The following is an 18,823-nucleotide window of genomic DNA, read 5'->3' as shown; positions in this document are numbered from 1 at the left end:
TTTCAAAAATGAGGAGGTTTTCTAATGTCAAAATTATCAGATCCATTAATTCAGAATTCGATTGAAGATTTAAAGAAATATATCGCACTACCATCCGTTTCAGCAAAAAATCAATCTATTACTGAGACAGCCGAATTCCTCAAAGGTCTTTTAGAAGACTTCGGGGCAGACGTTCAAGTTTGGGACGAATATGAATATCCATTAGTATTCGCGGAAATTAAACCAAAGAAACCAAGCAATACCACGATTCTGATTTACAATCACTACGATGTTCAACCAGCAGAACCGCTTGAACTTTGGAATTCAGATCCCTTTAAACTAAAGATCACTGATGATAAATTTATTGGACGTGGAGTTTCTGATTGTAAGGCTGATTTGATCAGTCGAATCGCCGCTTTCAAAATCTATCGTCAAGAACATGGTGATCTTCCTTGCAACATCAAATTCTTAGTCGAAGGACAAGAAGAAGTTGCTAGTCGTCACTTAGAAGATTATTTAAAGAAATATCATGATCTTTTGGCTGCTGATTTGGTAATTTGGGAATCAGGTTACAAGAACGAACAAGAACAATTTAATTTCACTGGTGGAAATAAAGGCGTTCTTTGCTTTGAACTTGAAGCCACTTCTGCAAGCATTGATCTTCATTCATCATTCGCAGCAGTTGTTGATTCTGCTACTTGGAGATTAGCACAAGCACTTGATGCTTTGAGAACTCCAGATGGTGACATTAAGATACCTGGTTTTTATGATGATGTTGTAGAACCAACTCAAAAGGAAATTGATTTGGTCAACAAAGCTACCACACCTGATTTGAAATCAAAGTGGGATTTAAAAGTTCCATTGTTGAAGAATAAATCAGTTAATTACAATTTGACATTTAATCCAACTATTAATATAGAAGGAATTAGCAGTGGCTGGGAAGGTGAAGGTGTCAAAACCGTTACTCCTAAGGCTGCTACAGCTAAATTGGAATTTCGTTTAGTTCCCGATCAAGATCCACATGATTTATTTGATAAGTTAACGAAATATTTGAACAATCAAGGATTTACCGATATCAAAGTTAAGTATCTACTTGGCGAAAAGGGATATCGTTGGGATCTTGATAGTCCAATTGTTAATAAATTGATTGGTACAGCCAAAGACTTCTTTGGCGGTGAAGATAAAGTTGAGGCTTTACCTTCAAGTCCTGGTACTGGTCCTATGAAGTTAGTAAATGAGTATACCAATGCCTCAATTGTTTCAACAGGTGTTAGTTATTCTAAGGCTGGTAATCATGCACCAAATGAAAATATTAGAATTCAAGATTATCTAGATTTCATCGATTTCTTCGATCAATTCTTGGGTAAATTAAGGGAGTAGTAATAAATGGCAGAACAAAATGGGATAATTCAGCTAAAAGATATCGACGTTACCTTCCATAATGAAGGTAAAACAATTGAAGCAGTTAAAAATGTTTCAATTGATGTTAAAAAAGGTGACGTCTTTGGTGTTATTGGTTACTCTGGTGCTGGTAAAAGTACTTTGGTTCGTGTAATTAATTTGTTACAACAACCAACATCTGGTTCCGTAATTGTTAATAACCAAGACATGCTCAAACTAAGTCAAAAGGATTTACGTAAAGCTCGTCGTAATATTGGAATGATCTTTCAACACTTTAATTTGATGAATTCTCTAACTGTTTATGGAAATGTTGATTTTCCATTGAGAGATTCAGGATTGAGTAAGGCTGATCGTAAGAAGAAAATTGATCGTTTACTTGAAATTGTTGGTTTGAGTGATCGTGCTCAAAACTATCCATCACAATTATCAGGTGGTCAAAAGCAACGTGTTGCGATTGCCCGTGCTTTAGCTAATGATCCAGAAATATTAATTTCTGATGAAGCTACGAGTGCTCTAGATCCAAAGACAACGACTGAAATTTTGAACTTATTAGGTCGTTTGAATGATGAATTAGGTATTACGATTGTTATCATTACTCACGAAATGGATGCTATCAAACAAATTTGTAATAAAGTTGCAGTTATGGAAAATGGACAATTGATTGAAGAAGGTAGTTTGTTAACTATCTTTGGTAGCCCTAAAGAGCAACTTACAAAAGACTTTGTTAATACATCAACTCATATTGGATCAGTTCTTGATGAAATTAGAGATAGCGGTATTGTTAATAAATTATCTGGTCGTTTGATTGAACTAAATTATATTGGTGATTCCACAAATGAACCGATTGTCGTTGAATTGTATAAACGTTTCAAAGTTGAAGCTAATATTCTTTTCAGTAATATTGAAAGATTGCAAAATACTACTGTCGGAATCATGCTTTTCGCTTTGACGGGTGAAGATGATAAAGTTGAACAGGCAATTCAATATTTGAATAGCTTAAAAGTAAACGTAAAAGAAATTAGTTTAGAGAAAGAAGGTAAATAAATCATGGCAGATTTAGTTAATAAGTTTTTACCGAATGTTGTCGCCAACTGGGAAGGCGATAATGGTTTCGTTGTCGCAATTTGGCAAACATTATATATGACTTTCGTCAGTGCTTTATTTGCTGGAGTTATTGGAATTATCTTAGGTATTTTACTAGTTGTTACAGCGGATGATGGTATTACACCACACAAGGTTTTCTATACTACTTTAGACAAACTAGTTAACCTATTTAGATCAATTCCATTCATTATCTTACTAGCTGTAATTGGACCATTTACGAAGTTGATTGTTGGACAAACAATTGGACCTACTGGTGCTTTAGTTCCGTTAGTTATCGGTACGGCCCCATTCTTTGCCAGACAAGTACAATTGGCTTTGGTTGAAGTTGACCCTGGAGTTATTGAAGCTGCTGAGGCTATTGGACTTTCTCCAATGAAGATCATCTTCCGAGTTTATCTGCGTGAAGGTTTACCAGAATTGATTCGTTCAGGAACTTTAACAATTATTAGTTTGATTGGTTTAACTGCCATGGCTGGTGCCGTTGGTGGTGGTGGCCTTGGTAATATGGCCATTGCTGTCGGATATCAACGTTTTGAAAATGACGTTACTATTGTATCTATGTTATTCATCTTGGTACTGGTTTTCGTTATTCAAGGACTTGGTGATTTTGCCGTTCGTAAATTGGAACATTAATAAAATAACAAATTGAGCGATAGAGTAATTTACTTACCATAATTTGTACAGAGAGCCTCGGTTGCTGTGATGAGGTCAAATTAGTAGATGAAAATGATTCGTGATTGGCATTCCTGAATATTTTAGAGAATGATGGCTGGTATCCATTATCATACACACATGCATTGCATGTTTTTGAGAAAGATAAATGTAAGTTTGTCTTTGAAATAGAATGGTACCGCGCAAAAGGCGCTTCTATCTAGGACAATTAGTTGTCTGGTTAGAGGCGTCTTTTTTAGTTGAGGAGGAGAAAATAATGAAAAAGAATATCATTAAAAAAATAGTTTTGTTAACACTTGCCACATTTAGTTTATTTGCTTTGGTAGGTTGTGGAAATAGCCAAGCCAGCAGCAATAAAGAAAAGACAGTTAAAATTGGAGTTACTGGATCCGATAATCGGGTTTGGAATGCTGTTGCCAAAAAGGTTAAAAAAGAAGGCATCAACATTAAGATCGTTGAATTTTCCGATTATAATCAACCTAATGCAGCCTTATCTCAGGGTGAAATTGATTTGAACTCTTTCCAAACTTTAACTTTCCAAAATGATTGGAATAAGAAGCACCACACAAATATTACTTCAATTGGATCAACCGTTATTGCTCCAATGGCTTTATTCTCCAAAAAAGTTACTAGCGTAAGCCAAATAAAAGAGGGCGACAAGATTGCTGTTCCTAATGATGCCACTAACGAAGGCCGTGCTTTACAATTGTTGGAAAGTGCTGGTTTGATTAAGTTAGACAGTGCAAAGATTCCTAATTTGAAAGATGTTACTGAAAATAAATTGAACTTGAAGATCTCAGCTTTGGATGCCGCTCAAACTGCAAAGTCACTTGATGATGTCGCAGCTTCAGTCGTTAACAGTGGAGTTGCCAGTGACGCTAAACTTGATCTTAAAAAAGCTATCTATCGTGAAAAGGTTACTGCCAAATCAAAGCCATACGTTAATATAATTTCAGCCAATGCTAAAGATAAGAATAATAAAACTTATAAAAAAATCGTTAAAGCATATCAAACAGAAGATATTGCTAAAGAAATCCAAAAGGATTATAACGGTTACGAAACCGCAGCTTGGAATTATAAAGTTCTAAACTAGAATAGTTTTTGATTCTTATTCAAGATCAGTTATTATTGTAGGATTGCCGTCCTACGCAACAAAGAAAATTGGGCTGGAACGTAGTGGGCGCGAATTTGAACCAATTGAAGTTCGCAATTGTTTCAAATCTCGGCCTTCTACTAAGTGGTAAACCACTAAGTAGAATTTCACTACTGAGCCCATTTTCTTTGTTGCTCCGGACTAGTTTATTATTTTCTTGATTAGTTATTTTTAAATCTGACCATAGAAAATTCAGAGTCTTTATTCGATTATATGGGACTAAAAAGTTTCGAACACTGCAAATTTTATTTGTAATATTAGAGATAAAAAACTAGTCGGTAGTGAAAGCTCTGTGGATGCTCAGTAGTGAAATTGTTCTTAGTGGGGAACCCACTTAGAACAAGACCAGTATTTGAGATAATGTGAACTTCATTAGCTCAAATCTGCGTCCACTACGTTCCAGCGTCCACAGAGCTTTCACGGACGACGGCATACTTCAATACACTCAGTTAGTATTAGTTGTACCTGAATTTGAATAAGAACCAGTTTTTGCTTTAATTGTTTTGCCATAAGAAGGCATTTCTATTAAGCAGAGGGGATGCCTTTTCAATTTGAGGAGGAAATCATGCTAAAGAATCGAATTAAGGGAATATTGTTAATATTCATTACCGCACTTAGTTTGTTCATTTTAGCTGGTTGTGGGGGCAATCAGTCGAGTAAAGAAAAAGTTGTCAAAGTTGGTATCTGTGGAGCCAATGATCCAGAATTGGAGCGGGTTGCACAGATTGTTAAAAAAGAAGGTATCAGAATCAAAATCGTACAATTTTCTGATTATAGTCAACCAAATACGGCTTTGGCTAACGGTGAAATTGATATGAATGATTTTCAAACATATACTTTTCAAGCCGATTGGAATAAGAAACACAAGACTAATATTGTAACCCTAGGGACAACAGTGATTGCACCGATGTCACTATTTTCCAAGAAAATAACTAATATAAAGCAATTAAAAAAGGGTGATCGAGTAGCGATTCCTAATGATGTCACCAATGAAGGTCGTGCGTTACAGTTACTGGAAAGTGCTGGTTTGATTGAATTGGATAATGCCAAGATTCCTAATTTACAAGATATTAAGAAGAACAAAGTTGGAATTAAAATTTCTTCTTTGGATGCGGGTCAAACTGCTAAGTCACTTGATGATGTCACTGCAGCTTGTGTTAACAGCGGTGTTGCTAGTGATGCTAAGTTGAATCCTGACAAAGCAATCTATCGAGAGAAGATTACGGCTAAGTCAAAACCATACGTTAATATTTTGTCAGCAAATGCGAAGGATAAGAACAATCCTACTTTTAAGAAGATTGTTAAGGCTTATCATACTAAGGAAGTTGCTGATCTGATCACCAAGAAGTTCCATGGTTATGAAAGTCCTGCTTGGACATACAAGGTACTTCAATAAATCTAAATAGAAGGTATCTATTAAGAAGATGATGTGTTAAAAAAACATCATATAATCTTAGTGGATACTTTTTTGATTGTCCAAATTTTAAATTAATAAAATCTTTTTCTGTGTTTTTATTAGTAATTTAATCTAAAATTGAGATAGGTAATCAAATGAAGAAGTCAGGGATAAGTATATGAAGAATTTAGGGGCAGTCTTAAAAGAGTTACGTAAAAGTAAAAAAATGACGCAAAAAGAATTAGCAGAGGGAGTTTGTGCCCAATCCATGTTGTCGGCGATTGAGAATGATGTCTATATTCCCAATGCTAATCTTTTGATCAATCTGGCAAATAAACTAGGGGTTGATTTGAATGAAATTAGTTTAGCCACTAATTACGACATTAGTTCGGATACCGACTTTAATGAAAAAGTCGATCAATTATGTAATGCACATCAATATAGACAGATGTTGGACTTTTTGTCAGGTGACAAAGTGACGAATAATCTTAAGACAAGCCATCAATTGCAGGCTTATTACTATTATTTGGGTGTCGCCCAATTGCAAACTAATAAATTAGATTCGGCTATCCAGTCGTTAAGATTATCGTTAACAGAAGTTAATCATTTGCATCTTGACACATTGTCACGTCTGGCATATTTGGCAATTGGGTACATTTATTCACTTCAAAATAAAAAAACTGCAGCCGTCGATAATATTGATCTAGCTTTTCGTAATTGGAATGAATTTTCTTACGATGAAAATCAAAATATCATTTATTACATGGCGTCTTTGATTTACTTCAAACTAAACGATTATCAGGATTCAACGGCTTATTTAGTTGATGGAATAGGGTTTATTGCCAAACATGATTCGCATTATATGTTAGCAAATTGTTACTTTTTGATGGCTCGTTTGGCTCAAGAGGCACATCAAGATGATGAACGACTGGAAGCTAACCGTCGAAAAGACCTCTTTAGTGAATTGTATAATGAACAAATATTTCAAGATTTTTAAAATATCAGAATACTGATTTTTTATTGACGCAGAGTTTTTGTAAGATAGGGCCATCAAATTGATGGAGGAACTACTTATGAAAAAACTTTTTACTAACGAAGCCTTAATTAAAACATTTAAAGAAACAGTTAAAAATTCATTATTAAATGTGGAACAATTATACCGTTGGAATCCGGCCATTGCTCAGTTAAAACCTTTAACCGATAATAGTTTTGTCATTTATCGCCAAGTAGCGGCTATTAATTCGGTGGAAAAATTAACCATTAGTCAGGTTGAAGATAAAGTGATTTATCAAAGTACCGGTGGAAAGTTAGAATATCAATTGATTTTTGAATTGAATGTTCAAAAAGAAGCAACTATTTTGAAAGAAACCTTTTATGTATCTGAAAATAGTGATTTACCATTAATTCTGTTCGCACCAATCCTTAAGAATGCTTTTAATCGTAATTTGAAAAGTTTAAAGATACTTTTGGAGAATGTGACGAAAGTGTAAGCTATTTGTAAGTGGAATAGATGTACTAATATTTATAAATAAATTATTATATATCTATAGATGAAAAGGGGGAAATAGCTTATGCATATTCCAATTAGACGTTCTAAAAATGATAAAGTTTTTGCAGGTGTAATCGGAGGATTAGCTGAACATTTTCAGTGGAATGTTAATCTAGCCCGTGTTTTATGGGTAATCTTAAGTTTGACGCCATTTCCCGGTATCATAGGTTACTTGGTACTTTGGATGTTAATGGAAAATCCTGAATATTAATAGAGGTTGATAATGATGCATATTCCTGTAAGAAGATCAAAAGATAATCAAATTCTAGGTGGAGTTATTGCAGGATTCTGTGAAAAGTATGATTGGAATCCCGCTATTGGTAGAATTCTATATGTTGCTTTGACATTGACGCCAGCTTTTCCTGGAATCATCATTTACTTAGTATTGTTACTATTAATGGAAAGTCCCGAAACAAATTAAAAGCAAGTGGGACAAAATACGATTAGCTTCCGAGTATTAATATAAATAAAGACGGTAACTCGATTTTGAGTTACCGTCTTTATTTGGATTAGGCGGAAGAAGCTGTGTTCTTGTTACGCTTTTATGCTGCAATGGTAGGGATGAATTTAATTATATCTCAAGCAATTTTTTGACATTCAGTCTATCAATGACGATTATAAATCTTATTATATCAAGGCTAACGAATAATAGCCTTGTTCAGAAACGGTAACAAGGAATTGTAAGAAAGGATATCTTAAACTATGATTGGCTTATGAAAACAATAGAAGAAGATAATAAACGAACCGAGATTTTTAAAGTTCTCTCAGATATTAATAGATTACAAATGATTCGAATCCTCTATAAATCTCATCGAGAAATGACTTGTAGCGAAGTGGGCGAAAAACTGAATATCAGTAAATCGACGGTTTCATATCATTTTAAATTGTTGCGTTCGGTGGGATTGACTAATACTAGAAGAGAAGGTCAAAATAAATATTTGTCGATCAATCTGGTGACTTTTAAGATCTATTTGCCAGGCTTTTTAGAAACACTCTAGTTCATATTTTTTTGATTCATAGTTCGTTAGTTATCAAACTATAGAAAGATGCGAATAGTATGAAAGAGAATAAAAAATCGAATTTATTAATGATTATGATTGCTATTTTTATCGCTACCTTTATGACATCGGTAGAAACAACAATCGTGACGACGGCTTTACCAACGATTATCAGTAAATTGAATGGGTTATCGATGCAGAGTTGGGTCTTTGCCATGTATTTATTAACAACTGCTGTCAGTACACCAATTTACGGGAAACTTTCAGATCGTGTTGGTCGAAAACCAATTTTTGTTACAGGGGTAATTGTTTTTTCATTAGGTTCATTTCTTTGTGGGATAGCTGATAACATTTATTATTTAATCTTGTTTAGAGCTATTCAAGGTATCGGTGCTGGAGCCATTATGCCGATAACATTTACCATCATTGCCGATTTATTCAGTTATGAAAAACGTTCCAGCATGTTGGCTTTGAATAATACTGCTTGGGGCATTTCTGCACTGATGGGACCCCTGATTGGTGGCTTCATCGTAGATAAGTTAAATTGGCACTGGATCTTCTTTATCAATGTACCACTCGGAATTATTGTGTTGATATTAGTTCTGCTTGGCTTACAAGAAAATCAACGAACTGTTAATAAGAAACCAATTGATGTAAAAGGTATTATCAGCTTATCAGGTACTTTAGTAGCATTACTGATTTTATTTCAGATGTTAGGAAATCAGAGATTGAATTTGACTTTGGTGGGAATTATCACAGTTATTTTGGGATTCTTCGCCATTGGTTTCTTCAGAGTCGAAAAACAAGCGATCGATTCGATCATTCCTTTGAAATTATTTGATAAACAACTATTTACAATTGAGATTTTAACTGCTTCTCTTTTGAGTGGGATGCAGATTGCTTTCCAAATTTATTTTCCCATCTGGTTACAAGCTATCTACAAAGTACCGGCATCAGTTGCCGGGTTAGCGGTCACACCAAGTCCGGTGATGTGGTTGATGGCATCGTTTTTTGTTGGTTCCTTAGTTAAAAGATTTACGCCAAAAAGAATCACTTTACCAATTGTGTTTATTCAAATGTTGTTTTATATTCCATTAATTTTTGCTAAAGTCGGCTTTCCAATGTTTATGTTCTATTTGATTGCCGGTGTGACCGGTACTGGCTTAGGAATTGTGATCACAATGAATATTTTAATTGCTCAACAGATTGTGGCAGAAAAAGAAATTGGTACTGCATCGTCAATGTTGACGCTGGGTCGGACACTTGGACAAACAGTAATGACTGGTATATTTGGCTTGATTTTTAATTTGTCGATCAATCATTCATTGTCGGGACATACCGATATTAGTTTCAAACTGGTAAACCAATTTATCAGTTCTGGGCAGAACTTATTGTTAAGTTCTAACATCGATCACGTAATGGACAAAATTATTTTGGAAGGTATGCATTCGGTATTTATTGCTACCATCATATTGTTTATAATTATTTTGATTATTAATTTCAATGATAAGAATAAACAGATTATAAAATAATGAAGAATAAACGTGCAAAACGGCAGTGAAATGAATTACCAATTTATTTATTGATGAACTAGAGGCTGATTACCTTATTCCATATGGAATGTACGAAAAAGAATTGACACGCTCATATCATAAGGACAAACGTAAAATTGCTAATTGGGAATATTTAAAAAATACGATAGGAAATATCCATTAAATATGGATTTCCTATCGTATTTTTTTAGAATTAGGATTTATGTCCCTAACTCTTTTGTTGTTATAGAAATTTTTGAATTCTTATGTTTAAAAAGATATTTGAAATAAAAATTAATATAATAAGAACCTAGTCCAATTTTCTTCGTTGCGGAGGATGGCAAACTTTTATAAGTCAAATTCTTTTTGTAAAGTGTCTACTACACCATCGTGATTATTATCATTGTCGGTTACCATATCAGCAACAGCCAATACTTGAGGTTTAGCATTTTTCATGGCAACGCCAGTACCTACTTCTTGTATCATTTCCAAGTCATTAAGGTTATCACCGAAGGCCATAACGTCATCTAAAGCAATATTTTTAAGATTGCATAAACGATTTAAGGCAATACTCTTATTGACTTGATTTCTCATAATATCAATACTACCAAAACCACTGACCGCGGCGTAGATATCATTTCCATAATTGTCATTGAGAAATTTAATAGCATCAGTTAAATCATCATGCTGCAATTGAATATTAAATTTGTAAATGCTGTCGTTAACTTTAAGAAGATCATCGACAATAACGATATTTCTCATATGGTAGAGTGGTAGATTTTCTTTACTTTCGGCATAGCTGGCCTTTTTTCCAGATAAAGAAAGAGATTTTAAATCGAGTTCACTAGTCAAAGTTGGAATCATATCGTTAACTAATTCTTTAGGCATGGGACGCTCGTAAATTGTTTTGTTGTTAGTTACAATTTGAGCACCATTTTCGGCAATGAATAGATCAATATTGGGTGTTTCCTTAAAAATTCGTTTTAAGTGATCGTAGTTATTGCCACTTGCAATTGAAAATAGAATATTTTTTTGATGTAAGGCATCAATGTAATTATTTAAACGATCAACGTTATAATGTTTGTCATCATCAAAGAGTGTTCCATCAATATCGGTCGCAATTAATTTAATTTTAGTCAAATGTAAATTCCCTCCCATTATTAAAACCATCACAGCAAATAATACACGAAGATAGAATAAAAATACAACCGATTACATAAATAGGTCATTAAAATCACTAGAAAGAACTATGATATAGTATTCTAAAATGGAATAGGAAGTATTGAAAGTGGATTTACGTAAGTTAAAAGTATTTGTAAATTTGTCCCAGACACTAAATTATACTGATACTGCCGAAAATCTCTTTACGACACAGGCGAATATTTCTAAACAAATTTTGGCAATGGAAAAAGAACTTGATACGAAACTTTTTAAGAGAGCACATCGAAAAATAGAGTTGACCCAGCAAGGCCAATTGGTTTTACCATATGCTAAAAAGATAATTCATAATTATAGCGATTTAATGATTGAATTAAAGGATTTTCAGGCGACCGAAAAATTAGTTATTAAAATGCACACTATCCCTACAATGCCGAGTTATCAAAGCTTTAAATTAATAACAAACTTCTTGGAACAACATCCAGAAATTCATATACAGTTGAAAGAAGAGGAGAGTTATAACTTAATAACCTCATTGAAGACTGGAAAGTGTGAAATTATTTTTGCCCGAGTATTTGATTTTGATGATTCAAGTTTGGAATATCTTCCTATGGAAGATGATACTTTTGTGGCTGTTTTGCCTAAAAATCATCAATATGCAAATCAGGAGAGTTTGGACATAAGTAAGTTAGAAAAAGAACGATTTTTAATTTTAGGTCCTTCGACTAATCTTTATAGGCCAGTGATCGAATTATGTCAAAAGGCTGGTTTTGAACCTGAGGTAACTTATAAAGGGACTCGGGTAGATTTAATTATGCAAATGGTTCAAAATAATATGGGTATTTCTTTAATGATGGCTAAGACAGCCAGAAATTTTTCTAATGAGCAAGTGTCTATCGTGCCGTTAGCTACTAATATTGTGAATAAGTTGTGTTTTATTCGCATGAAGGGGCAACATTCAAGTGCTAATAATTTGTTTTGGCAAACTGTTCAAAACAATGTAAAAATTGGGGGATAAGGATATTCAAGATTTATCAACAAAAGCAATTATTGATCTGATGGAATCAGGTCTTAATATGAAGTTCTCCGATGAACAAATTGCAATTTTAAATAATGATTTTACTAAACCGTTGTTAGTTAATGCCTGTGCTGGATCTGGTAAAACAACGATTTTTATTTTAATGGCTCTGATTGCTATTGCTAAAGGCAATGCTGATCCAGATGAAATTTTAGGAATTACTTTTTCTCACAAATCGCGTGTTGATATGGGTGAAAGATATGATAGCTTTGTTTCACAGTTAAGTGATGCTGGTCTGGAATTTTCAATTGGTAGACCTAATTTCACCACGTTCCATGCTCTGTTTTACCAATTGTTGCGTCAAAATCCTGAGTACCAAAGTGCCCAAGTATTGACGAGTTATCGGTTATTTATGAGGGATTTATCTGACCAAATCAAGCATCCCAGTAATGTTATTACTAAGGCAGAAATGCTAGAAGAAATGTTTGATCTCAACGATTATATGATCAATCAAGGATTAACGACTGATGGCGTTTTGCCTACTGCTACTCAAGAACAACCTTTGAGTGCAGCTATTAAGGTGATGTCAGAATTTTCTAGACAAAACCATAGTCAGGAATTTTATGAAGATTATGTAGATGTGATTGATAAGTATCAGGAACTCAAGCGTCGCAATGGTTATATTGATTTTAACGATATGAAAATGTTGCTATTGGAGAGTATGAAAGATCCACAGTACTTGAACTATTATCAACAGATCATGTCGCGTTATAAAATTGCCGTAATTGACGAGTTCCAAGATATTGATAACTTACAGTGGCAAATTATTTCACAATTGTTAAGTCCTGAAACAATGCAACATTTGATTGTGATTGGGGATGATGACCAAAGTATTTATTCATTCCGTGGCAGTAATCCTCAATATATTTTGAATTACAAACGGCTTTTACCGAATGCTCAAAAACATAATCTCTCTACTAATTATCGTACTGGTGAAAAAATATTAAAACGTGTGATTCCTTTAATCAAGCATAATCATGTTCGCCTTGATAAAAAACTTCTTTCTGGACGTAAAGATGTGGGGAAATTCGTATTATATAGTAGTAAAAAATCGGGTTTTAGCAGCGGCTCAAAAATGCTAAAACGACTGGTCAAACAAATAAATGATCCTGAAATCAACAACGATGATATTGCAATTTTGGTACGTTATAATTCTTCGCGAATGTTGTTGGCAGATTGGTTAGCTAATCAGAAAATTTATGCCAATATCAATAATTCTAGTGCTATTTTGCAGAATAATATCGTCTATCGAATTATTGTCGAGCTGATGATGGCTCTGTGGCAAGATAAGTATAAATATTTTGCTGATCAGGCAAATCGAATCGGTTTTCGAGCTTACAAGGATCACACGGGAAAAGTAGAAGCTCGAGCTAATGATGAATTTCGAAAGTTAAGTAAGTATTTATTAGCCGCAGAAGCTTACAACGCTGAAACTAATACACCCTATAAACGTACTGATGAACGAGTTCAAGTTTACTTCAATAGTATTAAACGTTTTAAACAACGACTATCGGAAGCTGATAATCTTGAAAGCAAAACTAAACTATCTCATAGTTTAATTGAAGATTTGTATAAAGCAGCTACTAAATTGACCGATAAGTATTTTGATTACATGGAAGAGAAAAATTTCATGTCCAAAACTGAAGTTAACGATATTAAGAAGTATTTGGAAGAAGAGTTAGAGAATTATCAAAGCATCGACGACTTCTTCTTCGACGAGGAACGGAAAAAGTCAATTTTATCCAGTCGAATGGAACAGGGAAAACAGGAACATCGAATTCAATTTTTGTCCCTGCATCAAGCTAAAGGTTTGGAGTTTAAGTATGTTTATCTTTACGGTTTGACCAATAAAGAAGTTGAAAGTGCAGGTGTAGCTTTAAATGATTGGTTCCCTCCAGAAATGGCATTCGATCAGTTCGTTAAAAAGTGGAAGACAGTGTATAACAAGAGCTATGAATTTTTAGAACGAGCTTTGAGTTCGGCTCATATTGATGACTATAAAGATATTACGAATAATAATGCCTTTAATCCGATCAATTTGGAAAAAACTTTGGATAAGAAAAAGGAATTTGCAATGTTCCATGGTTTTTATAAAGAGGTAGAGAATTACTCAGCCTTTGTTGAAGAGGAACGACGTTTGCTTTATGTTGGGGTAACTAGGGCTCAACAAGAACTCTGTTTACGAATTGCGCCGGACTCTAATCCGTTGTTATTTGAATTGAATTTGCCTAAGAAAAAGACTTCTAAAAAGTAGGATATTGAGGGATGCCGTCCTCCACAACAAAGAAATTGGTCTGTAACGTAGTGGGCACAGATTTGAGCTAATTGAAGTTCACTACTAAGCCAATTTTCTTTGTTGTTCCGGATTAGTTTTTTACCTTGTTGTTAATTAAATCTGAAAATTTAAATTATAAAACAAAAACAGGTATCTATTAAGAAGGATTTGATCATTTTTATGATCGATTTCTTAATAGATGCCTGTTTTTTTATTCAGCACGTTCCATTTCAAGGTGTTGAATTGGATAATGACGATTAGTTTTATTTTGCCATTTAAGGAGTGAAATTGCGCTCTCAATGACTTGCGTATAATCTGAAGTCAGATCTTGGAAATAATAATGAAAATTGTAAATAAAGAATTTGGAGTTACTTTTACGAATGTTGTAGTCCTCTAAATAAATAGAAGAAACAGTCGAGTAATTGTTTAAACGTGATTGATCGTTGCCAAGTAAGACGAGATTAACGGAATGGTATTTTAATTTCAAAATGGTTTTAGCATCAATTGTAGGATCATCAAGTTGGTAAATCACACCAGCCGCGTTTGTTAAACGAGATTGTGGTAGATTACGTAATTCGTCTTGATCGATAACAGAAAAAGCAAATTGATCTTTCAAACGGCAATTTTCACGTTCAACATACATGCCGTAATCATCAGCATGATTATTCAAAAAGGTAGTTTCAAAATAATTTTTAAAACGTTTATTTTGAGCAAATTTAGTTACCCAAAAAAGTTCACGCTTTTTGCCTTGGTAGGGACGATAAGCAACATAGAAACGATGATTAGCACCAAATTCAATATAGTTTTCATGATCAAGTTGTACCAGAATGCGGTCTAAGGTTTTGTCAGAGATGTCAAACTGTTCCATGTAAGGTGAAGCATCAAAAGTAATACCCCAGGTTTCATCGTTTTCGCTGTCTTTTACCATATCAATAATTTCAGTTTTAACATTTTTGTATGATTTTGAGTAAGAATTTGTCATGTGAAGCACCGTCCCATCTATTTGATAAATCTATTATATAAAATCAGATTGTCACATTATGACATTCCATAATAAATGAGCAGTTTAATTTTCAATAAATTAAGGTATGATAATTGTATATACCAAATTGTTTGTGGAACGAATATTAACTGAATTATTTTATGATTTCGTCGTCCGCAAACTCTCTGTGGGCTGCTGGAACGTGGTGGGCACAACTTGGAGCCAATGAAGTTCACATTGTCTTCAAGATTGGCCTTATTCTAAGTGGGTTCCCCACTAAGAATAATTTCACCACTGAGCGTCCACAGAGAGTTTGCTCCCGACTGAAGATTGAATTCTATTATTGTTAACAAGATTTGCAGTATTCAATTTTATATATTTAAAAAAGCAGAGTAATACACTAGTCCGGAGTAACAAAGAAAATGGGCTCAGTAGTGAAATTCTACTTAGCTCACGTAGTGAGGTTAGTAGAAGGCCAGTATTTGAGATAATTGCGAACTTCAATTAGCTCAAATCTGTGCCCACTACGTTCCAGCCCAGTTTTCTTTGTTGCGGAGGACGGCATTTTTAATTAAGAAGAATCATACCGAAGATGGGAGATAGCATTTTTTATGAAAATTCGTCGGATTTTTGAAGTAATACCTACGTTGTTGTTGATATTGCTTTATTTATATAGTTTGTACTTACGAATGAACGGAGGCGTTTGGAATACTTCGTTTGTTATCAGTATCACTGGTTTGAGTGTCTATATTCCAATTATTTCTTTTGTTGAAGCAATGATCAATTCATCACGAAATCTTAAATATAAAAAGCAAAATATGTTGTTCTATGGCTATATGATTGCAGTCTGGGTTATTTCCTTGATCGTAGCAGTTCTTTCAATGGAACAAGGTTAAATGAAAAAGGTATTCCATTATGGAATACCTTTTTCTATATCATGAATTGTTCCCAATCGTTTGCCAACTTATAATGATTCTTGTTAAGAAAGAGGAGGCAATTTTATGTCAGAACAACCATACGATTTGAGAAGAGTTATTGATGAATTAAAAGAAGCTCCTGGTCAATATCACGAAACCGATGTTGAAGTGGATCCCGATGCTGAGTTATCAGGTGTCTATCGTTATATTGGAGCTGGGGGAACGGTTAAACGCCCAACTCAAGAAGGACCAGCAATGATGTTTAATAATATCAAGGGGTTTCCTGGGACGAGAATCTTCATTGGTGCTATGGCCAGTCGTAAACGTGATGGAATAATTTTACATCATGACTATAAGACTTTGGGCCGATTATTGAAAGATTCAGTTGAGCACCCAGTTGCTCCAGTAACGGTCGATTCTGACAAAGCTCCCGTTCAAGAAGTTGTCCACAAAGCAACGGATAAGGATTTTGATATTCGCAAAATTTTGCCCGCACCAACTAATACTGAGTATGATGCTGGTCCATATATTACTGAAGGATTGGTCTTAGGTTCAAATCCAGATAAGACTATGACTGATGTTACGATTCATCGAATGGTTTTGGAAGGTAAGGACACGATTGGTATGTATATTATGCCTGGCGGTCGTCATATTGGTAATTTCCAGAAACAATTTGAAAAATTAGATCGACCAATGCCAATTACAATTAATATCGGTTTGGATCCAGCTATCACTATTGGAGCAACTTTTGAACCACCTACAACGCCACTAGGTTACGACGAATTGAATATTGCCGGTGCTTTGAGAAATCAAGCGGTACAACTAGTTGATGCCAAAACGGTCGACGAAAAAGCAATTGCTCGTGCTGAATACGTTATTGAAGCCGAAATCATGCCTAATCAAACAATGCAAGAAGACATTAATACTCATACAGGTAAAGCAATGCCAGAGTTCCCTGGTTACAATGGTGATGCTAATCCAGCCGTTAATGTTGTTAAAATCAAGGCTATTACACATCGTAAAGATAATCCTATTATGCAGACAATGATTGGACCTAGTGAAGAGCATGTATCAATGGCTGGTATTCCGACCGAAGCAAGTATCCTTGAATTAGTTGATAAAGCTATTCCGGGAAAGGTTGTAAATGTTTATAATCCACCAGCAGGTGGTGGTAAATTGATGACTATCATGCAGATCCATAAAGATGATGAGGCCGATGAAGGAATTCAAAGACAAGCTGCAATATTAGCTTTGTCAGCTTTCAAAGAATTAAAGACGGTCTTTTTAGTTGATGATGATGTAGACATTTTTGATATGAATGATGTTATTTGGACGATGAATACACGTTTCCAGGGTGACAAAGATATTATGGTTTTACCAGGAATGAGAAATCATCCCTTAGATCCTTCAGAAAGACCTGAATATGATCCTAAGTCAATTCGAGTACGTGGAATGAGTTCTAAGACAATTATCGATGGAACAGTTCCATTTGATATGAAGGATCAATTTGTAAGAGCTCAATTTAAAGAAGTGAAGGATTGGAAAAAGTATCTAGAATAAGGAGTGATAAAATGGCGTGCAAGAGAAAAATAGTTATTGGAGTTACCGGTGCTTCAGGTACAATTTATGCAATTGACTTAATGAAAAAACTACAAAAAATTGCTAATGTAGAAACGCATGTTGTTTTCAGTGCTTGGGCCAAGAAAAACTTGCAGTTAGAAACTGAAATGTCATTGGCAGATGTTAAAAAATTAGCTGATTATTTTTATAGTGATAGTGACTTGGGAGCAACAATTGCTAGTGGTTCATTTTTAACTGATGGTATGGTGATTGTTCCCGCTAGTATGAAGACGGTAGCGAGTATCGCAGTTGGTATCGGTGATAATTTAATTTCTCGTGCGGCCGATGTCACATTAAAAGAACAGCGTAAACTAATTATGGTACCTCGTGAAACTCCATTGAATACGATACATTTAGAGAATATGACTAAGCTTTCCAAGATGGGCGTTCAAATGATCCCACCAATTCCAGCTTTTTACAATCATCCCCAAACTATTCAAGATCTAGTAGATCATCAGACAATGAAGGTTTTGGACGCTTTGAGAATCGAAAACGAGATTAATGGTCGTTGGGAGGGCATCTAATGGAATTTATTGTTACTAAAGAAAATTACACGATGACTGCCGAAGTAAAGGTGATCGGTAAAGATTTATTTATTGCCATTACTGGTGGGGACAATCCTCATATTGGAACTGTTACGACTTTGACTAGAGATACAAAATTACAAACAATCAAATACCCAAGTCATGATGGTAGATTCCATAAGGACGATGTGTTAGCAATAAGAGTTGGAAAAATAATTCAACCAGTCTTATTAGGTAGCTGTACTATAACTGCCGGCGTTCACGTTAACCATATTTCTAAGAAACAAATTATGGTTTCAAGTCAAATGTCACAGAATTTAGGTAATCAAATTAAAACTTGGCTACAAAAAACGGATTTTAAAATTGCTGAACCGATTTATTATAGTGATAAGGAAAATCCCACATAGAAAATAATAAATATCTTGCAATTATAGGATAAAATATCTGTAATTGTGAGATATTTTTTGTATTATTAGGGAGGATAC

At 34.4% G+C, this 18,823-nt stretch carries 19 protein-coding genes and 1 other annotated feature; of the genes, 17 read left to right on the top strand and 2 right to left on the bottom strand.

The window, feature by feature from the left end; translation table 11 throughout:
- Window positions 1–24: 24 nt before the first annotated feature.
- From LAB100_RS07245 to LAB100_RS07195, 11 genes are all read left to right on the top strand, one after another.
- The gene (locus LAB100_RS07245; RefSeq protein WP_119326529.1) at window positions 25–1,359 is read left to right on the top strand and encodes a M20/M25/M40 family metallo-hydrolase; all 1,335 of its coding nucleotides are present in this window, start codon (window positions 25–27) and stop codon (window positions 1,357–1,359) included.
- 6 nt (window positions 1,360–1,365) lie between these two features.
- On the top strand, window positions 1,366–2,424 hold the full coding sequence (locus tag LAB100_RS07240) for a methionine ABC transporter ATP-binding protein (protein ID WP_119326528.1): 1,059 nt from the start codon (window positions 1,366–1,368) through the stop codon (window positions 2,422–2,424).
- A gap of 3 nt (window positions 2,425–2,427) precedes the next feature.
- Window positions 2,428–3,117 (top strand): methionine ABC transporter permease, encoded by a 690-nt coding sequence (locus LAB100_RS07235; RefSeq protein WP_119326527.1) that lies wholly within the window; start codon window positions 2,428–2,430, stop codon window positions 3,115–3,117.
- 3 nt (window positions 3,118–3,120) lie between these two features.
- Window positions 3,121–3,356 (top strand) — a binding site (T-box leader).
- Window positions 3,357–3,412: 56 nt separating this feature from the next.
- The gene (locus tag LAB100_RS07230; protein WP_119326526.1) at window positions 3,413–4,249 is read left to right on the top strand and encodes a MetQ/NlpA family ABC transporter substrate-binding protein; all 837 of its coding nucleotides are present in this window, start codon (window positions 3,413–3,415) and stop codon (window positions 4,247–4,249) included.
- Between the two features lie 625 nt (window positions 4,250–4,874).
- A complete protein-coding gene (locus LAB100_RS07225) occupies window positions 4,875–5,705 on the top strand; it encodes a MetQ/NlpA family ABC transporter substrate-binding protein (protein WP_119326525.1) in 831 nt (276 codons plus the stop codon).
- A gap of 178 nt (window positions 5,706–5,883) precedes the next feature.
- Window positions 5,884–6,702: a helix-turn-helix domain-containing protein gene (locus LAB100_RS07220; RefSeq protein ID WP_119326524.1), complete on the top strand. Its 819-nt coding sequence runs from the start codon at window positions 5,884–5,886 to the stop codon at window positions 6,700–6,702.
- Window positions 6,703–6,778: 76 nt separating this feature from the next.
- Window positions 6,779–7,195, top strand: a complete 417-nt coding sequence (locus LAB100_RS07215) for a hypothetical protein (protein ID WP_119326523.1) — start codon at window positions 6,779–6,781, stop codon at window positions 7,193–7,195.
- Window positions 7,196–7,276: 81 nt separating this feature from the next.
- A complete protein-coding gene (locus LAB100_RS07210) occupies window positions 7,277–7,465 on the top strand; it encodes a PspC domain-containing protein (protein WP_119326522.1) in 189 nt (62 codons plus the stop codon).
- Window positions 7,466–7,477: 12 nt separating this feature from the next.
- Window positions 7,478–7,675 (top strand): PspC domain-containing protein, encoded by a 198-nt coding sequence (locus LAB100_RS07205; RefSeq protein WP_371851214.1) that lies wholly within the window; start codon window positions 7,478–7,480, stop codon window positions 7,673–7,675.
- Window positions 7,676–7,967: 292 nt separating this feature from the next.
- Window positions 7,968–8,252, top strand: coding sequence for an ArsR/SmtB family transcription factor (locus LAB100_RS07200; RefSeq protein ID WP_119326521.1), 285 nt, complete (start codon window positions 7,968–7,970; stop codon window positions 8,250–8,252).
- A gap of 59 nt (window positions 8,253–8,311) precedes the next feature.
- Window positions 8,312–9,784, top strand: a complete 1,473-nt coding sequence (locus LAB100_RS07195) for an MFS transporter (protein WP_119326520.1) — start codon at window positions 8,312–8,314, stop codon at window positions 9,782–9,784.
- A 348-nt stretch (window positions 9,785–10,132) separates the two neighbouring features.
- Here LAB100_RS07195 and LAB100_RS07190 read toward each other — a convergent pair whose 3' ends face one another.
- Window positions 10,133–10,924 (bottom strand): HAD family hydrolase, encoded by a 792-nt coding sequence (locus LAB100_RS07190; protein WP_162894210.1) that lies wholly within the window; start codon window positions 10,922–10,924, stop codon window positions 10,133–10,135.
- Window positions 10,925–11,072: 148 nt separating this feature from the next.
- Between LAB100_RS07190 and LAB100_RS07185 the strand changes: the two genes are divergently transcribed.
- Window positions 11,073–11,960: a LysR family transcriptional regulator gene (locus LAB100_RS07185; RefSeq protein WP_119326518.1), complete on the top strand. Its 888-nt coding sequence runs from the start codon at window positions 11,073–11,075 to the stop codon at window positions 11,958–11,960.
- Window positions 11,950–14,274, top strand: a complete 2,325-nt coding sequence (locus LAB100_RS07180; protein ID WP_119326517.1) for a UvrD-helicase domain-containing protein — start codon at window positions 11,950–11,952, stop codon at window positions 14,272–14,274. Before LAB100_RS07185 ends, LAB100_RS07180 begins: the two co-directional genes overlap by 11 nt.
- A gap of 232 nt (window positions 14,275–14,506) precedes the next feature.
- On the opposite strand, the gene LAB100_RS07175 is transcribed toward LAB100_RS07180, so the two are convergent.
- Window positions 14,507–15,277: a hypothetical protein gene (locus tag LAB100_RS07175; RefSeq protein WP_119326516.1), complete on the bottom strand. Its 771-nt coding sequence runs from the start codon at window positions 15,275–15,277 to the stop codon at window positions 14,507–14,509.
- A gap of 611 nt (window positions 15,278–15,888) precedes the next feature.
- On the opposite strand from LAB100_RS07175, the gene LAB100_RS07170 reads away from it, so the two are divergent.
- The 4 genes from LAB100_RS07170 (at window position 15,889) to lpdD (ending at window position 18,745) form a co-directional block, all read left to right on the top strand.
- Window positions 15,889–16,173, top strand: coding sequence for a LasU family protein (locus LAB100_RS07170; RefSeq protein ID WP_119326515.1), 285 nt, complete (start codon window positions 15,889–15,891; stop codon window positions 16,171–16,173).
- A gap of 105 nt (window positions 16,174–16,278) precedes the next feature.
- Window positions 16,279–17,754 (top strand): UbiD family decarboxylase, encoded by a 1,476-nt coding sequence (locus LAB100_RS07165; protein ID WP_119326514.1) that lies wholly within the window; start codon window positions 16,279–16,281, stop codon window positions 17,752–17,754.
- An 11-nt stretch (window positions 17,755–17,765) separates the two neighbouring features.
- Entirely contained in the window at window positions 17,766–18,338 is a 573-nt protein-coding gene (locus LAB100_RS07160; protein ID WP_119326513.1) for a UbiX family flavin prenyltransferase, read from the top strand.
- Window positions 18,338–18,745: a prenylated flavin chaperone LpdD gene (gene lpdD / locus LAB100_RS07155; RefSeq protein WP_119326512.1), complete on the top strand. Its 408-nt coding sequence runs from the start codon at window positions 18,338–18,340 to the stop codon at window positions 18,743–18,745. The genes LAB100_RS07160 and lpdD overlap by 1 nt, the downstream gene beginning before the upstream one ends.
- Window positions 18,746–18,823: the final 78 nt, after the last annotated feature.

The sequence above is a fragment of the Companilactobacillus musae genome (assembly GCF_003967595.1).
GTDB lineage: Bacteria > Bacillota > Bacilli > Lactobacillales > Lactobacillaceae > Companilactobacillus > Companilactobacillus musae.
Note: the sequence above shows the minus strand (reverse complement) of the source record. Positions and strands in the feature narration are given on the sequence as shown.

Excerpts from the sequence above, each read along its gene's own strand:
- LAB100_RS07200 (WP_119326521.1), top strand. The coding sequence starts at position 7,968 with ATGAAAACAATAGAAGAAGATAATAAACGAACCGAGATTTTTAAAGTT.
- LAB100_RS07220 (WP_119326524.1), top strand. The coding sequence starts at position 5,884 with ATGAAGAATTTAGGGGCAGTCTTAAAAGAGTTACGTAAAAGTAAAAAA.
- LAB100_RS07170 (WP_119326515.1), top strand. The coding sequence starts at position 15,889 with ATGAAAATTCGTCGGATTTTTGAAGTAATACCTACGTTGTTGTTGATA.
- LAB100_RS07160 (WP_119326513.1), top strand. The coding sequence starts at position 17,766 with ATGGCGTGCAAGAGAAAAATAGTTATTGGAGTTACCGGTGCTTCAGGT.
- LAB100_RS07245 (WP_119326529.1), top strand. The coding sequence starts at position 25 with ATGTCAAAATTATCAGATCCATTAATTCAGAATTCGATTGAAGATTTA.
- LAB100_RS07230 (WP_119326526.1), top strand. The coding sequence starts at position 3,413 with ATGAAAAAGAATATCATTAAAAAAATAGTTTTGTTAACACTTGCCACA.
- LAB100_RS07225 (WP_119326525.1), top strand. The coding sequence starts at position 4,875 with ATGCTAAAGAATCGAATTAAGGGAATATTGTTAATATTCATTACCGCA.
- LAB100_RS07215 (WP_119326523.1), top strand. The coding sequence starts at position 6,779 with ATGAAAAAACTTTTTACTAACGAAGCCTTAATTAAAACATTTAAAGAA.
- LAB100_RS07175 (WP_119326516.1), bottom strand. The coding sequence starts at position 15,277 with ATGACAAATTCTTACTCAAAATCATACAAAAATGTTAAAACTGAAATT.
- LAB100_RS07165 (WP_119326514.1), top strand. The coding sequence starts at position 16,279 with ATGTCAGAACAACCATACGATTTGAGAAGAGTTATTGATGAATTAAAA.
- LAB100_RS07195 (WP_119326520.1), top strand. The coding sequence starts at position 8,312 with ATGAAAGAGAATAAAAAATCGAATTTATTAATGATTATGATTGCTATT.
- LAB100_RS07210 (WP_119326522.1), top strand. The coding sequence starts at position 7,277 with ATGCATATTCCAATTAGACGTTCTAAAAATGATAAAGTTTTTGCAGGT.
- LAB100_RS07205 (WP_371851214.1), top strand. The coding sequence starts at position 7,478 with ATGATGCATATTCCTGTAAGAAGATCAAAAGATAATCAAATTCTAGGT.
- LAB100_RS07240 (WP_119326528.1), top strand. The coding sequence starts at position 1,366 with ATGGCAGAACAAAATGGGATAATTCAGCTAAAAGATATCGACGTTACC.
- LAB100_RS07235 (WP_119326527.1), top strand. The coding sequence starts at position 2,428 with ATGGCAGATTTAGTTAATAAGTTTTTACCGAATGTTGTCGCCAACTGG.
- lpdD (WP_119326512.1), top strand. The coding sequence starts at position 18,338 with ATGGAATTTATTGTTACTAAAGAAAATTACACGATGACTGCCGAAGTA.